Origin of the sequence: Deinococcus sp. KSM4-11 (genome assembly GCF_004801415.1) — a bacterium.
Lineage (GTDB): Bacteria > Deinococcota > Deinococci > Deinococcales > Deinococcaceae > Deinococcus.
In genome coordinates this window covers 156,883-170,595 of record NZ_SSNX01000006.1, presented here as the reverse complement: position 1 = coordinate 170,595, position 13,713 = coordinate 156,883, and the positions used below count along the sequence as shown (strand labels likewise).

Here is a 13,713-nt window from a genome sequence, read left to right as displayed (position 1 = left end):
CGTCCGGTGGCGGGTACGCCCGGTCAGTCACGACCTGCGGGCAGGTCAGCTGAACCGCCATCGTCTGCCCGGTGAGTCTCGGTGCCGACGGGCTCAGGGCAGCAGCACCACCTTCCCGAGTACCGTGCGGGATTCCGCAAGCTCCATGGCCTGTGCAACGTTCTGAAGGGGAAACCGCGCGGCGATGTGTGGCGTGATGGCTCCCTCCGCCAGGAGCGACAGCACCTGCGTGAGATCCTCGTGCTGCTTGCGGCGAAATGCGCGGGGCGTAAGGGTCTTGCCACCCCAGAAATCGTAGAACGACGCCCGGCGGCGGACCGGGAGGGCGTTCCAGACGATGATCTGACCGACCATCTTCCCGAACATCGACAGCAGTGACCCGCGTTCATTCAGGTCGGCCGCCATGCCGTAGGCGACCAGGGTGCCGCTGCGGGCGAGCAGCCCGAACGACCGCCGGGCACTGGCCAGCCCCAGGTGATCGAAGGCCGCGTCGACCCCGTCCGGCGCGAGCGTGCGGATCTGCGCTGCCAGATCCGGGGCGGCGTAGTCGAGGGGTTCCACCCCCAGGGCACGCAGGGCGGCATGATGCCGGGGCGCGGCCGTGCCGATCACGCGGATGCCGGCATGGCGGGCCAGTTGTACCAGCACGTTGCCCACGCCGCCGTTCGCTCCGTGCACCAGGATCGTCTGGTCGGCCCGTGCGCGGGCGTTGCGGTGCAGCATCTGCCACGCGGTGATGCCGTTGACGATGACCGTCTCGACCTCTGCCGGGTCGAGGGCCGCTGGAACAGGCACCAGATCCACGGCTGGAACGAGGGCATGGGTGGCCCATCCACCGGTTTTCGTGGCGGCGGCGACCCGTGTCCCGATCAGCGCTGGATTGACGCCGCGCCCGACGTCCTGCACGGTGCCGACGAGGTCATAGCCAGGCACGAAGGGAAACCTCGGCTGCCCCGGATAGCGGCCCCGCCGCATGCCCTGCTCGGCAAAGGAGACTCCGGTTGCCTCGATCCGGATCAGCGTCTGTCCGGCGCGTGGGGCCTCCAGGGGGCGCCGGTGTACCTGAAGACCGGATGGTTCCACCAGTCCTGGCAGGATGATTTCGGTGATGGACGTGGTGAGGGTGAGCGGAGCGGTCGAGGGGGCAATAGTCATGGCAGATCTCCTGAGGTCAGACGAGGGAATGGACAGGCGGGCGGATAGTGTGTGATTACTCACTCACTTTTTGGTGCGGTTCAACATTCTGAAGAGGGTGGTTCCACCGACTTCAGAAATGTCGAATGTTTCTGGTCAGCAGGCGCGCCCAGTCGGCCGCATTGTCGTCGAGCTCCGCCACGGTGATCAGGTGACACAGCTGACCGAAGGCGATGAACTGCTGTACGGCCGCGTCCGGAGCCTGGGAGCGGGTCTTGACGAAGGTGGTGACGAGGGCAAGTCCGGCACGCAGCGAGGCGGCGATATCTGGCACGGATGCGGCGGATTGCGCGTGGACCTGGAGCATCAGCAGCGAGCGGTCGGCGATCAGCGACGCGTACGCCTCTCCCATCGCGGCCAGGATGTCCTCCGGGCTCCCGTCCGGGACAGTCTGCGCGCCGCGTTCCAGCGCCGACCGTATCAATGTGAAACAGCGTTCGAGGGCGGCGACGAACAGGTCCTCCTTGCGCGGAAAGAGTTTGAACACATACGCGGGCGAGATCCTGGCGTGCTCGGCCACGGCGCTGACCGGCGTACCCAGGTAGCCGGCCGTGGCGAAGACGGTCACGGCACTTTGAATGACCGTTTCTCGCCGCGCATCCGAGGTGGAGAGGGTGAGAGGACCGGACGGCATGGAGTGAGTGTACACTCACTCACCAAAGGATGCAACCCCCGCGGGGGTTCTGCCCGGTGCCCGCTCAGCGGCGGGATACAGTGGACGACATGCCAATCGCCCAATCCTTCGCGTGGTGGAGCTTCGCGCAGCCGGACACGGATCCCGCCACGCTCCTGCGCGCCGCCGCGGACGCCGGATACGCGGGCGTCGATCTGATCGACCCGTCGCTCTGGGCCCTCGCGAAGGACATGGGGCTGCAAATCGCCGCCGTGAACGGTCACACCTCCATCACCGAGGGCCTGAACGACCCCGCACAGCACCAGCGCATCCACCAAGAACTGCTCAGCCGACTGAAGCTTGCCGAGCAGCACGGGATTCCCAACCTGATCGTGTTCAGTGGCAACCGCCACGGCCGCGACGACACCTCAGGAGCTGCCGCCACCGCCGACGCGCTGCGCGCTATCGCGCCACATGCCGAGGACGCCGGCGTCACCCTGGTGCTCGAACTGCTCAACAGCCGGGTCGATCACCCGGACTATCAGGCGGATCACACGAGCTGGGGCCTCGCCGTCGTGGAACAGGTGGCGTCACCCCGCGTGAAGCTGCTGTACGACGTGTACCACATGCAGATCATGGAAGGCGACCTGATCCGCACCATCGGGTCAACCCACGCTCGGATCGGGCATTACCACACGGCCGGAAACCCCGGCCGGCACGACCTGGACGCTCAGCAGGAGATCCAGTACGACGCGGTGTTCCGCGCCATCCGTGACACGGGCTTCGACGGCTTCATCGCCCATGAATTCATTCCCAGAGGCGATCCGCTGCTCGCGTTGCGGGCCGCCTTCGAGACCTGTCAGGCCAGCCTGAACACCCCCTGACCGCCTGTGGACGCGAGGGTACAGCGAGGGTACAGATCGTCGGACGGGGCCCTCATACGACGTACTCAGCACATGGGCCGGACACGTCGGCGTCAATACGATTTCGTGGGTGGCGTCGATTCGGATGCGCCGGCGACCACATGGACGACGGCGGTCATGGTGGGATGAACCGCGCAGTGGTACGCGTAGGTGCCGACCTTGGTGAAGGTCACGCTGTCCGACCTGCCCTGGCCCAGCGTGGCCGTGCCGAACGATCCGTCGTCCGCCGTGGCCGTGTGGGGGGCGCTGTCCTGGTTTGTCCACCGGATACTCTCGCCGACCTTGACCGTCACGTCGGCGGGAGCGAAGGCGAACCCCTGAATGGTGACGGTCGCCGCCGGTGCTGGAGCCATGTCCGTCCCCGTTGGGGTGGAAGGTCCTGGCGCACACGCGACGAGAACGGCGGCGACCGTCCAGGCGGTCAGGGGAATTCTGAACATACGCACCTCCACACGCGGCCGCGGAAAGCAGTAGCCATCCGACATGAACGGCAGCGCACCCCCATTTCAGGCGCTGCCAGAAGCGCTGTCCAGGCTCCAAGGTCGCTTCAGTCCTGCGACCAAAGTCCCGATAATCGTCCGATCCGGCCTCGAGGCTCGAAACCTTCCCTACACATTTTGCCGCTACGGAGCGACGTAGGCCGCAAGGTGCTGCCCGGTCAGGGAGGCGCGGTCGGCCACCAGGGCGGCGGGCGGGCCCGTGAACACGACCTGGCCGCCGCCCTTGCCCGCGCCCGGCCCCAGGTCGATGATCCAGTCCGCGTGCGCCATGACCGCCTGGTGGTGTTCGATGACGATGACCGACTTGCCGGAGTCGACCAGCCGGTCGAGCAGGCCGAGCAGCTGCTCGACGTCGGCGAGGTGCAGGCCGCTGGTCGGTTCGTCGAGGACGTACACGCCGCCCTGCTCGCCCATGTGCGTGGCGAGCTTGAGCCGCTGGCGCTCGCCGCCCGACAGGGTCGTGAGCGGCTGGCCCAGGCTGAGGTACCCGAGCCCCACGTCGGCCAGCCGCCCGAGAATGGCGTGTGCGGCTGGCACGCGGGCCTCACCGCTGCCGAAAAAGGTCAGGGCCTCGGTCACCGGCATGGCCAGCACCTCGCTGATGTTCCGGCCGCCCAATCTGTACTCCAGCACGGCGGCCTGGAAGCGTTTGCCCCCGCACTCCTCGCAGGTGGTCTCGACGCTGGCCATCATCGCCAGGTCCGTGTAGATGACGCCCGCTCCATTGCAGGCGGGGCAGGCACCCTCGGAATTGGCGCTGAACAGGGCCGGCTTGACGCCGTTCGCCCTGGCGAAGGCCGTGCGGATCTTGTCGAGCAGGCCAGTGTACGTGGCGGGATTGCTGCGCCGGGAGCCCCGGATCGCGCCCTGGTCGATCGACACCACACCCTCGCGTCCGGACACCGAGCCGTGGATCAGGGAACTCTTCCCGGATCCCGCCACGCCCGTGACCACGACCAGCACACCGAGCGGAATGTCGACATCGACGTCCTGCAGGTTGTGGGTGCTGGCCCCGCGCACTTCCAGCGCCCCGGAGGGCGTCCGCACCACCGGTTTGAGCGTGGCGCGGTCATCGAAATGCCGGCCGGTGACGGTGCCGCTCGCCCGCAGGCCGGCGACGTCGCCCTCGTAACAGATCGTCCCGCCCGCCGTCCCGGCGCCGGGGCCGAGATCGACGACGTGGTCGGCGATGGCGATCAGTTCCGGCTTGTGCTCCACGACCAGCACCGTATTGCCCTTGTCGCGCAGGCGCAGCAGCAGGTCGTTCATGCGCTGGATGTCGTGGGGGTGCAGCCCGGTGGTCGGTTCGTCGAACACGTAGGTGATGTCCGTGAGCGAGGAACCGAGGTGGCGGACCATCTTCACGCGCTGCGCCTCGCCGCCCGACAGCGTGCCGGCCGGCCGGTCGAGCGAGAGGTACCCGAGTCCGATCTCGACGAACGACTCCAGCGTATGCCGCAGCGTGGTCAGCAGCGGCGCCACCGACGGTTCATCCAGGGCGCCGACCCACGCAGCGAGGTCCGTGATCTGCATGGCGCAGGCGTCGGCGATGTTGATGCCCCCGATCCTCGACGACCGGGCCGCCGCGCTGAGCCGGGTGCCGCCGCAGTCGGGGCAGGTCGTGAACGTCACCGCCCGCTCCACGAAGGCGCGCACGTGCGGTTGCAGTGCCTCGATATCCTTGGACAGCATGGATTTCTGCACCTTCGGGATCAGGCCCTCGAAGGTCAGGTTGATGGTGTCCACCTTGATCCGGCGCGCCTCACCGTACAGGAAGTCCTGCCGCTGCTTCTTCGTGAACCTGGCGATGGGCACGTCCGCCGGCACCACGGCGGCGAAAATGCGGCCGAACCAGCCGTCGGCGCTGTAGCCGGGCACGGTGATCGCCCCCTCGCGGAGCGACTTCGACTCGTCGAACAGCTGTGTGAGGTCGATGTCGGTCACCGACCCCCGGCCCTCGCAGCGCGGGCACATGCCGCCTGTGACGGTGAAACTGCGGCTTTCCCGGACGGTCTCCCCGCCGCGTTCGAGCGTGATCGCGCCCGCACCGCTCACAGAGGGCACGTTGAACGAGAACGCCTGGGCGGAGCCGACGTGCGGCTGCCCCAGCCGGCTGAACAGGATCCGCAGCATGGCGTTCGTATCGGTGGCAGTGCCGACCGTGGAGCGCGGGTCGGCCCCCAGACGCTGCTGGTCGACGATGATCGCGGTCGTCAGGCCCTCCAGGACATCGACGTCGGGCCGCGCCAGGGTCGGCATGAAGCCCTGCACGAAGGCGCTGTACGTCTCGTTGATCATCCGCTGCGATTCGGCGGCGATCGTCCCGAACACCAGCGAACTCTTGCCGGAGCCCGACACGCCGGTGAAGACGGTCAGGCGGCGCTTCGGCAGCTCCACGCTGACGTCCTTGAGGTTGTTCACGCGCACGCCATGCGCGCGGATCAGGTCATGGCTGTCGGACACCTGCCGCGCGGCGGACGGCGGACTCGCTGGTTTGGCCTGGCCCATAGGAGTTCCAGCATAGGGGATGCCGGCGGCCCGCTCAGACGGCCACCGGCGACGCCCTCAGTTGTACATGTGGCGCCGAAGCTCGGCCGTGTACTGGGCGAGTTCCTGCGGGGACGCCACGTGCCGGGCGGCCGTCACCCGGTCTTCCATCACGGAGCGGTCGTACGGATCGACCCGCAGGTACTGGTTGGCGAGCAGCACGACCCGCCGGTGGTCGTGCTGGCTCTGCGCCCGGACCATCTGCGCGCTCAGTTCGAAGGTCAGGGCGTAGCGCAGCGCGTCGCGTTTGGTGTCCACCCACTCGCTGGCGTCCGCGCCAGGTAGGAAGTCCCCACGGTACAGGGCCAGCGCCCGCGCCGTCTCACGGCGGTCGACCGCGTCGAGCAGGTGGGTGAGGTCGAGTTCGACGTGCACCTCCGGACCCAGGCGGTACCACGGCGCGTGGTGCGGCCCCTGGTGCTGGATCAGTCCGTGCCCCAGCCGGTCACGCACCTCCTTGATGCACTGCCGCACGTAGGAGCCGGCGGTGGCCGCGTCCTTGTCGGGCCACAGGTCGAGTTGGATTTCCACGCGGGTTCGGCCGGGATTGAGCGCCAGGTATACCAGCAGGGGCACGCAGCCCTTGCGCGTGAAGGTCACCTCGATGCCGTCCTTGAACACGGCTTGCCGGCCCAGCGTCTTCACGTTCAGCAGCGTCATGCCGCTCTCGGGCGGTCGGGGAACGCCGGACAGATCCGCCAGGTGCTCCAGGAACGGTTCCATCAGGGTGGCCGTGTCCGGTTCCAGCAGCGCGTAGTGCAGCAGTTCGCTGAGTTCCTCGAAATCCGGCGTGAACTCGCCGAGCTGCCTCAACCGCAGCAGGTGCGTGACCGCCTCGGTCAGGGCGGGGACGACCGCCTGGCCTGGATCATCTCCGCAGCGCAGCGCGGCCGCCGCCGCATGCAGCTGCACCCGGCACAGCTCCGGAATGCGTCCGGCGGCGCGCAGCAGGCCGGCCGCGCGCGTGAGGCTCTCCTGTGCGCCGCGCAGGTCGCCCCGGCGCCGCTGCAGGATGCCGTGCGTGGCGACCAGCTCGGCGGGCCAGTCGGCCGGCATGCTGCCGAAACTGAGCAGCGCCTCCAGGGCCTTGCCATGCTGACCGTGCAGGCTGTACAGCTCCGCCAGCCGTGAGAGCGTCCACAGCCGCAGGTCGTGGTCGCCGAGCTGGTCGGCCAGCGGACGCAGCTCCTCGAGCACCCAGCCGTAGGTCTGCGTGTCCCGTGTCAGGCGGCACAGTTCCGCCTCGCTGCCGAGCAGCAGCGCCGTGAGCCGGGGCGAGTGGGCCTGGGGCAGCACGAGTTTGGCCCGGTCGAGGATCACCCGCGCCTCGCGGTATTCACCACGGCCCAGGTGGAGTTCGAGCAGGAGCTTGAGCGCCTCGACGTGCGGCCCCGGGTACTCATCGGCGGGCAGGGCGTGCACCGTCTCGGTCAGCAGCGCCTGCGCGCGCTTCTCGTTGCCGGTCACGCGGTGCATCTCCGCGAGGCACAGGGCCACCCGCGCGCCCGGTTCCCCGTCGCCGAGCGCGAGGTACCCATGCCACGCGCGTTCGACCCGCTTGAGGCCGTCCTGAACGCGGCCCAGGCGGAATTCCGCGACGCCCCACCAGCGCAGGGCGCGCAACTGCAACTCGCCGCTGAGCGTGGGCGTCACGGTCTCGAAGTAGTCGATGGCGTCCTCAAAGCGACCCAGGAGCCGCAGCACGTTCCCGAGTTCGACCTGCGCCTCGGCGTCGCCCTGCATGGCCGCGCGGGTCAGCGCCACCTCGGCGTCGGCCAGGCGGCCCACGCGGATCAGGGCGATCCCCAGCAGGGCCCCCTCCCGCGCTCCTTTCGCGTGGCCGAGCAGCAGTGTGACCACGGCCTCGTACTGCCGGGCCTCGAAGAGGCGTTGTGCCTGACTCACACGGGAATTCCTTTCATACACGGATCGCCACCTAGTGTACGTCGCATGAAGACAACCGTAGTCCGGACGTGTATGGCCCTTCTGTGCGTGGTGCTGGTCGGCGTGGCGAGCGCCGGCGGCCCCACGAACTTCGGCGAGAAGCCGGCCGGCACCGTCACGGTGTCCGGCGGCCCCACGAACTTCGGGGAGTAAAGCGGTGGCCCGCCCCGCGCCGGTCCGGCCCCAGCTGCGCCCCCGACCGCTTCCTGAGCGGCCCAAGGAGGAGCGCCTCGACGATCCTGCGGGCAGGATCCTGCCCGTGATGATCGGCGGCTGTCCGAATTTCGGAGAATAGAACCACGCGGTCGCCAGGCACCCTGGCGACCGCGTCCGCGGTGGTGCGCTGGTCGGGCGAGTGCCCAGGTTCCCGCTCCGCTCAAGGCCGCGCGGCGAAGGGAAGGGCCGGGAAGATGCCGGACCGAACCGCCTGATACGCGCACACGTACATCCCCGCCGACCACGCCTGCAGGGGGTGGCCCATGGGGCGCCCGGAGCGGCCGTGCAGCCACTCGTTGAACTCCCACGGCCGGGTGCGACCGAGCTCGTTCGCGGCGGCCAGGTTCAGCAGCGCTTCCTCGGCCCGCGCCTGCTGGCCCGCGCGCACCAGCGCCAGGATGTAGAACCCGCCCAGAAACGGCCAGATCCCGCCGTTGTGGTACTGGTCGGGCAGGTTCAGGTTGCGGCTGCGGTAATACTCGCGCCAGTCGCGGTCGCCCGGATAGATCGGCGGGAAGAAAGCCTTGAGCGGTGCGGGGGCGTCGGTTCCGGCCGCGTAGGCGTAGTCGAGAATACGTGCCGTCTGGGATGCGTCCGCGATGCCGAACAGGATGGCAAGCATGTTGCCGAAGCCGTCGAAGGTGTCCCCGAACTCCCGGAATCCGGCCCACGAGAGGTAATACGGTTTCTCCGTCAGGGTGGCCGTGTTCTGGTACAGCAGGAACCATTCCAGCCGCAGGGCCTTCAGGCCCTCGAGCTGCTGTCCGAAGGCGTGACCGTCCCAGGGGCGGTCGAGCCACAACACGAGGTTGATCTTGCGCCTGACGTCGGCCGCGCGGTCGAGCCAGGGCTGGCCGTCCTCCTGCACGGCCCCGGCCAGCCGGGCGGCGGCCTCCAGAGTGCCGACATACAGCGCATTGGCGTACAGGGTGTTGTAGCGCGTGGCGTACAGGTCGGCCCAGTCGGCCGCTTCCGGCGCTTCCAGCAGGCCGCAGCCGTTCATGTCCTGGTACTCCAGCCACGTCAGCGCCGCGCGCAGCTGTGGCCAGGACTCCCGCAGGAAAGCCGTGTCCTGCGTGGCCTGCCAGTGCGCGTGGTGGCCGAGCAAAAACCACATGTTCGCGTCGATGGCCCCGGCATTCTCGGTCGTGACCGACCCGGTGCGCGTGTCGACGTTCAGGGGAATCATGCCCAGCGCGCTCTGGTGGGCGCCGAGCGTCTGGAGGCTGACCCGCGCCGCCTGCGTGAGGGCGTCGTCGCCGGTCATCAGCGCGCCCAGGGCCGTGATCGGCGCGTCCCGGGCCCAGACCTGCGGGTAGCCGCTGCCCAGCGCGCTGGCCTTGAGGCCCAGTGGCGAGGCGCAGTCGCGCAATACCTTCACCGCTTCCTGATACGCCTGATCCGCTTTATCCATGCTGGCCTCCTGCGGCCGTCCGCGCCAGGTACAGGCCCCCGACCAGGGCCGCGTTGTCACCATGACGGCTGAGGGTGGGCCGCGGAACGTGACGGAGCCGGGCGTGAACCTCGGTCCAGGCCGCGTCGATCAGCTGTGGCACGTGCAGGCCCACGCCACCGCCGAACACGATGGCCGCCGGATCGACGCTGAGGGTGAGCACCTGCAGCAGATAGACCAGCGCCGCCTGGGCGTCGCGGCGCGTGCGTTCCCCGGCGCTGCCGGGGTCGCTCAGGGCGTCCCCGGTGCCACCGTACTGGAGGTGACGCCGCTGGAGGCCCGGGCCAGACAGCAGGTCTTCGAGCACGCTGCCGTCTGGCAGGGGCAGCAGGCCCAGCTCGCCCGCCTGGCCGTGCGCGCCGGTCATCACGCGGCCCCCCCGGATCAGGCCGCAGCCCAGCCCGGTGCCGATGGCGATGAACGCCAGGTCGTCCACCCCTTCTCCCAGCGCGGCCAGATTGCAGTCGTTCATGAACGTCACCGGGCAGGGGAGAGCGGCGCCCAGGCGTTCGAGCGCCGAGGCGTCCTGGAGGGATGGCAGGTTCGGCGCGTCGAACATCCGGCCCTCATGCACCACTCCCGGCAGGCCAATGACCACGTGGTGCAGGGGGCCGACGTCATGGTGCACGGCCTGCACCAGCTGTCGGATCTGCCGCTCCGGGTCGTGCGCCTCGCTCGGCTCCCGCTCAGCCCGGAGCGGCACGTCGGGGTCGCCCATGGCCACGGCGTGCCGCAGGTGGGTGCCGCCCATGTCGAGCGCGAGGACGGTGCCCGAACGGTGTGGGGCGTGCTGACGGCTCGGCTCGGTGCTCAACGGACGTCCTCCTGTGGGCCACCGGCCCCGGTGAATTGAAGGTGTCCTAACTATATGCCGGGGACAGGATCGCGGGGGCGCAGGTCGAATGGCCTGCACCCTGACCCTTCAACGGCCGGAACCATCCCCGCATTGACACGCGCCGCCCTGCGGGACTACCATTTCTGACAAGTTCCCTAACTAAGTCGCAGGATCCGGGCAGGTCGTCGGGAGATACCGTGAATACGGCTCAGCAGGTGATCACCTACATCCGCCAGCATGGCCCCTCCTCACGGGCCGAGCTGGCCCGCCAGGTTCGGCGCTCCAAACCGGCGACGTCGGCGGCCATCGATCAGCTGTTGCAATTGGGGGTGCTCGCCGAACTCGGGCAGGGCCGCCCCAGCGTCGGCCGTCCGCCCACGCTGGTCAACATGAACCGCCGCTTCCGGCTGGTGGCCGGCGCGGAGGTCGATGTCGGGGACGTGCGCGTCGGCATCGGCGACCTGCACGGTGACCTCATCGAGCAGCGCAGCTACGCGTGGGACACCGGAACCCTCGGCGTCACCCTGGCGCGCGCGCTGGACGAACTGGGCGCGGCCCACGGCGCCGGGCCGGTGCATGCCCTGGCGGTCGGCCTGCCCGGCGTGGTGCGCGGCCCCGTGGTGTCCCACGCCCCCAACCTGCCGGAACTCGAGGACGCCGCTACCCTGGACGATCTCCGGCGCGCCCTGCCGCTCCCCACCTCTTTGCACAACGACGTGAACCTCGCCGCCGTGAGCGAGGCACGGCCTGGCGAGTCGCTCGCCTTCGTCTCGATCGGCAGCGGCTTTGGCGTTGGCATCACCCAGGGCCGCGAGCTGCTGACCGGACACCAGGGCCGCGCCGGCGAACTCGGCTACCTGCCCGATGCGCGCGGCCAGAACCTCGAGGGCGTGCTGTCCGAAGCGGGCCTGGCCGCCCTGCTGGGTCTGACGCCCGACCAGCTCCGGCCACTGCTCGCCGGGCGCGACCCGGCCATCCTCGGCCGCGCCGCCGCCCGGCCCTTCGTGGATGGTCTGCTGACCGTGCTGCAGATCCTCACCCTGACCCTCGACCCCGCCCGCATCGTGATCGGGGGCCGCATCGGCCGCCGCCTGTTCACGCAGCTCCCCGCGCTTCAGGAGGAACTGAGGCGCACCCTCCCGTTCGCTCCTGAACTGTCCATCGCCCAGGATCCAGGCGGCGCCGTCGTGCAGGGCGCCGTGCAGATGGCGGCCGCCCGCGCCACGACCGACCTGCTGGACGAACTGAGCCGCCGCACCCCACCTGACGCCCTCGCCTGAACGTTCCGCGCCCTTCCGGGCTGGAGGTCTCCTATGAAAACAGCGTCCCTGGTCATCCTGTCGAGCCTGCTCCTGAGCACGTCCGCGTCGGCCGCCACGAACCTGGTCTTCTCCTTCTGGGGCGATCCGGCCGAGGCGCCGCCCTTCCTGGAGATCGTCAAGAACTTCAACGCCTCGCACCCGGACATCCAGGTGACGTACCAGCAGACCCCGTGGTCCGGCTACTGGACGAAACTCGACGCCCAGCTCGCGGCGAAGGCCGGGCCGGACGTCATGTTCATCACCAACGTGCCCACCTACGCCAGCCGCGGCCAGCTCCTCCAGCTTGACTCTCTGATCTCCAAAGACAAGTTCCCGATCAACCAGTTCAATCCGGAATTCCTGGCCATCCACAAATACAAGGGCGGGCTGTACTCGATTCCGCGCGACAACGACACCATGGTGCTGTACTACAACAAAGACGCCTTCGACGAGGCCAAGGTGCCGTACCCCACCGACGCGTGGAAGTGGGCTGATCTCCGCAGCGCCGCCTTGAAGCTCACCAAGCGCGACGGCAGCCGCGTGTCGCGCTACGGCGTGGTGCTCGAGAACAACAAGTGGCCGACCTTCGTGTACCAGAATGGCGGCAAGGTCTTCGACGACCCGCTGAACCCCACCAAGTTCATGCTGAACGACGCCAAGGGGACGGCGGCCATCCAGTTCATCGCAGACCTGATCAACAAGGACAAGGTCGCGCCCGCCTTCCAGGAGATGGCGCAGATCGGGGACAGCACCCAGCTGTTCAGCAGCGGGCAGGCGGCCATGGTCATGACCAACGCCGCGCGACTCACGACCTTCAAGTCCGCGCCCTTCAAATGGGCGGTCGCGCCTCTGCCCGCCGGGCCGACCGGCGTACGGGCCAACACCGTGGGCGGCGCGGGCTTCGGCATCAATGCCAACACCCAGCACAAGGCCGAAGCGTGGACATTCCTGCAGTACCTCGCCGGCGCGCAGGGCCAGACCATCTTCGCCAAGGGCGGCGGAGCGGTGCCGGCCATGAACCTCAACAAGACCGTCACCGGCGCCTTCAACGTGCCCTTCGAGAACGTCTTCCTGGCCGAGAGCAACCGCCAGGGCGTGTATCCGAACTTCGCCAAATACGTGCAGATCAGCAACACGCTGCTGAACCCGGCCCTCGACACCGTGTGGAACGGCGAGAGCACCGCCCAGGCGGCCCTGAGCAAGATCGCGCCGGACGTCGACCAGCTGCTGAAGTGATGGGCTGAGCGGCCCTGGACGGGCATGAGCTCCTGTCCAGGGCCCCGGAGGAATTTTGAAGATCATCGACGCACACGTGCATTACGGCCACTGGGATCGCCTGACCACCCGTGGCGCCGAGGACGGCTTCCTGGAGGAGATGGCCGAGGTCTGCGAGCAGGTGGGAATCGTGAAGATCGGCCTGCTCGCCAACCCCGGCCGGGGCAACGACGCGCTGGCCCGCGCGCTCGAACAGCGCCCGGATCTGGTCATCGCCATGGGCCGCCTCGACCTCGACCGCGACCCGCCATCCCTGGTGGAGGACTTCTACCAGCGCGGCTTCCACGGCATCAAGGTCATCGGCGTCTCGAAGAACTACGACGATGAGGCGTACTACCCCTACTACGAACAGGCCCAGGCACGCGGCCTGCGGATGCTGTTCCACACCGGCATCCTGGGTGGGCCGGTGGATTACCTGATGGGCGCGCAGGAAGACGCGTGGAAGGCCCCGCCGGAGGGTGCGGCGGAGGAAGCCCTCGTCCAGCAGCTCGGCCGGCAGATCCGCACGCGGCCCTACGGCTTTTCCAGCGCCCGCATGCAGCCCATCTACCTCGACACCATCGCCTTTTACTTTCCGGAGATGTTCATCATTGGCGCGCACCTGGGCTGGCCGGACTACCGTACGGCCTGCGCCATCGCCCGCTGGCGGCCCCGGCTGTACTTCGACGTGAGCGGCGGCGACGTGGTTCACCATCACATCGTCGAGGGCGGGTACATCGGCAAGGAGATCTCGCCGCGCAAACTGGTGTACGGCTCAGACAGCGATCTGAACCGCATCGCTGGTGACGTGGCCCGGTGGAAAGCGGCCTTCGACGCGATGGGCCTGAGTGCGGACGACCAGGAGCGCATCTTCTACAAGAACGCCGCGCACATCTTCGGGATCGACGGCGCGTGAACTGGAACCTCCGCCAT

The 13,713-nt window shown here is 68.7% G+C and carries 12 protein-coding genes; 5 read left to right on the top strand and 7 right to left on the bottom strand.

The features are described 5' to 3' along the window. Nucleotides 1-93 precede the first annotated feature (93 nt). Both E7T09_RS16450 and E7T09_RS16445 read right to left on the bottom strand, forming a co-directional pair. A complete protein-coding gene (locus E7T09_RS16450; RefSeq protein WP_136390277.1) occupies nucleotides 94-1,155 on the bottom strand; it encodes a medium chain dehydrogenase/reductase family protein in 1,062 nt (353 codons plus the stop codon). A gap of 112 nt (nucleotides 1,156-1,267) precedes the next feature. Beyond that, the gene (locus tag E7T09_RS16445) at nucleotides 1,268-1,828 is read right to left on the bottom strand and encodes a TetR/AcrR family transcriptional regulator (protein WP_136390276.1); all 561 of its coding nucleotides are present in this window, start codon (nucleotides 1,826-1,828) and stop codon (nucleotides 1,268-1,270) included. A gap of 89 nt (nucleotides 1,829-1,917) precedes the next feature. Between E7T09_RS16445 and E7T09_RS16440 the strand changes: the two genes are divergently transcribed. Continuing rightward, nucleotides 1,918-2,691 (top strand): hydroxypyruvate isomerase family protein, encoded by a 774-nt coding sequence (locus E7T09_RS16440; protein ID WP_136390275.1) that lies wholly within the window; start codon nucleotides 1,918-1,920, stop codon nucleotides 2,689-2,691. Nucleotides 2,692-2,783: 92 nt separating this feature from the next. Here E7T09_RS16440 and E7T09_RS16435 read toward each other — a convergent pair whose 3' ends face one another. The 3 genes from E7T09_RS16435 to E7T09_RS16425 all read right to left on the bottom strand — a co-directional run bounded on the left by E7T09_RS16435 (nucleotide 2,784) and on the right by E7T09_RS16425 (nucleotide 7,682). Next, nucleotides 2,784-3,170 carry a plastocyanin/azurin family copper-binding protein gene (locus tag E7T09_RS16435; RefSeq protein WP_255578441.1) on the bottom strand — a complete coding sequence of 129 codons (387 nt, stop codon included), beginning with the start codon at nucleotides 3,168-3,170 and terminating at the stop codon, nucleotides 2,784-2,786. 183 nt (nucleotides 3,171-3,353) lie between these two features. Next, complete coding sequence (locus E7T09_RS16430) at nucleotides 3,354-5,738, bottom strand: excinuclease ABC subunit UvrA (RefSeq protein WP_136390273.1); 2,385 nt, start codon at nucleotides 5,736-5,738, stop codon at nucleotides 3,354-3,356. Between the two features lie 57 nt (nucleotides 5,739-5,795). After that, the gene (locus E7T09_RS16425) at nucleotides 5,796-7,682 is read right to left on the bottom strand and encodes an SARP family transcriptional regulator (RefSeq protein WP_136390272.1); all 1,887 of its coding nucleotides are present in this window, start codon (nucleotides 7,680-7,682) and stop codon (nucleotides 5,796-5,798) included. 45 nt (nucleotides 7,683-7,727) lie between these two features. On the opposite strand from E7T09_RS16425, the gene E7T09_RS21980 reads away from it, so the two are divergent. Further along, the gene (locus E7T09_RS21980) at nucleotides 7,728-7,874 is read left to right on the top strand and encodes a hypothetical protein (RefSeq protein WP_168734896.1); all 147 of its coding nucleotides are present in this window, start codon (nucleotides 7,728-7,730) and stop codon (nucleotides 7,872-7,874) included. Nucleotides 7,875-8,097: 223 nt separating this feature from the next. On the opposite strand, the gene E7T09_RS16420 is transcribed toward E7T09_RS21980, so the two are convergent. Together E7T09_RS16420 and E7T09_RS16415 are read right to left on the bottom strand one after the other, a co-directional pair. After that, nucleotides 8,098-9,351, bottom strand: a complete 1,254-nt coding sequence (locus E7T09_RS16420; protein WP_240741843.1) for an amylo-alpha-1,6-glucosidase — start codon at nucleotides 9,349-9,351, stop codon at nucleotides 8,098-8,100. Then, nucleotides 9,344-10,204 carry an ROK family protein gene (locus tag E7T09_RS16415; RefSeq protein WP_240741842.1) on the bottom strand — a complete coding sequence of 287 codons (861 nt, stop codon included), beginning with the start codon at nucleotides 10,202-10,204 and terminating at the stop codon, nucleotides 9,344-9,346. The genes E7T09_RS16420 and E7T09_RS16415 overlap by 8 nt, the downstream gene beginning before the upstream one ends. Before the next feature lie 218 nt (nucleotides 10,205-10,422). Between E7T09_RS16415 and E7T09_RS16410 the strand changes: the two genes are divergently transcribed. From E7T09_RS16410 to E7T09_RS16400, 3 genes are read left to right on the top strand one after another with little or no spacing between them, the layout of a single operon-like run. Further along, a complete protein-coding gene (locus E7T09_RS16410; protein ID WP_136390270.1) occupies nucleotides 10,423-11,505 on the top strand; it encodes an ROK family protein in 1,083 nt (360 codons plus the stop codon). 33 nt (nucleotides 11,506-11,538) lie between these two features. Then, complete coding sequence (locus tag E7T09_RS16405; protein WP_136390269.1) at nucleotides 11,539-12,762, top strand: sugar ABC transporter substrate-binding protein; 1,224 nt, start codon at nucleotides 11,539-11,541, stop codon at nucleotides 12,760-12,762. Nucleotides 12,763-12,817: 55 nt separating this feature from the next. Then, nucleotides 12,818-13,696 carry an amidohydrolase family protein gene (locus E7T09_RS16400; RefSeq protein ID WP_136390268.1) on the top strand — a complete coding sequence of 293 codons (879 nt, stop codon included), beginning with the start codon at nucleotides 12,818-12,820 and terminating at the stop codon, nucleotides 13,694-13,696. Nucleotides 13,697-13,713: the final 17 nt, after the last annotated feature.

What these genes read in the sequence shown, in the direction of transcription:
- E7T09_RS16405 (WP_136390269.1), top strand. Translation starts at nt 11,539, where the DNA reads ATGAAAACAGCGTCCCTGGTCATCCTGTCGAGCCTGCTCCTGAGCACG.
- E7T09_RS16445 (WP_136390276.1), bottom strand. Translation starts at nt 1,828, where the DNA reads ATGCCGTCCGGTCCTCTCACCCTCTCCACCTCGGATGCGCGGCGAGAA.
- E7T09_RS16440 (WP_136390275.1), top strand. Translation starts at nt 1,918, where the DNA reads ATGCCAATCGCCCAATCCTTCGCGTGGTGGAGCTTCGCGCAGCCGGAC.
- E7T09_RS16420 (WP_240741843.1), bottom strand. Translation starts at nt 9,351, where the DNA reads ATGGATAAAGCGGATCAGGCGTATCAGGAAGCGGTGAAGGTATTGCGC.
- E7T09_RS16450 (WP_136390277.1), bottom strand. Translation starts at nt 1,155, where the DNA reads ATGACTATTGCCCCCTCGACCGCTCCGCTCACCCTCACCACGTCCATC.
- E7T09_RS21980 (WP_168734896.1), top strand. Translation starts at nt 7,728, where the DNA reads ATGAAGACAACCGTAGTCCGGACGTGTATGGCCCTTCTGTGCGTGGTG.
- E7T09_RS16435 (WP_255578441.1), bottom strand. Translation starts at nt 3,170, where the DNA reads ATGTTCAGAATTCCCCTGACCGCCTGGACGGTCGCCGCCGTTCTCGTC.
- E7T09_RS16430 (WP_136390273.1), bottom strand. Translation starts at nt 5,738, where the DNA reads ATGGGCCAGGCCAAACCAGCGAGTCCGCCGTCCGCCGCGCGGCAGGTG.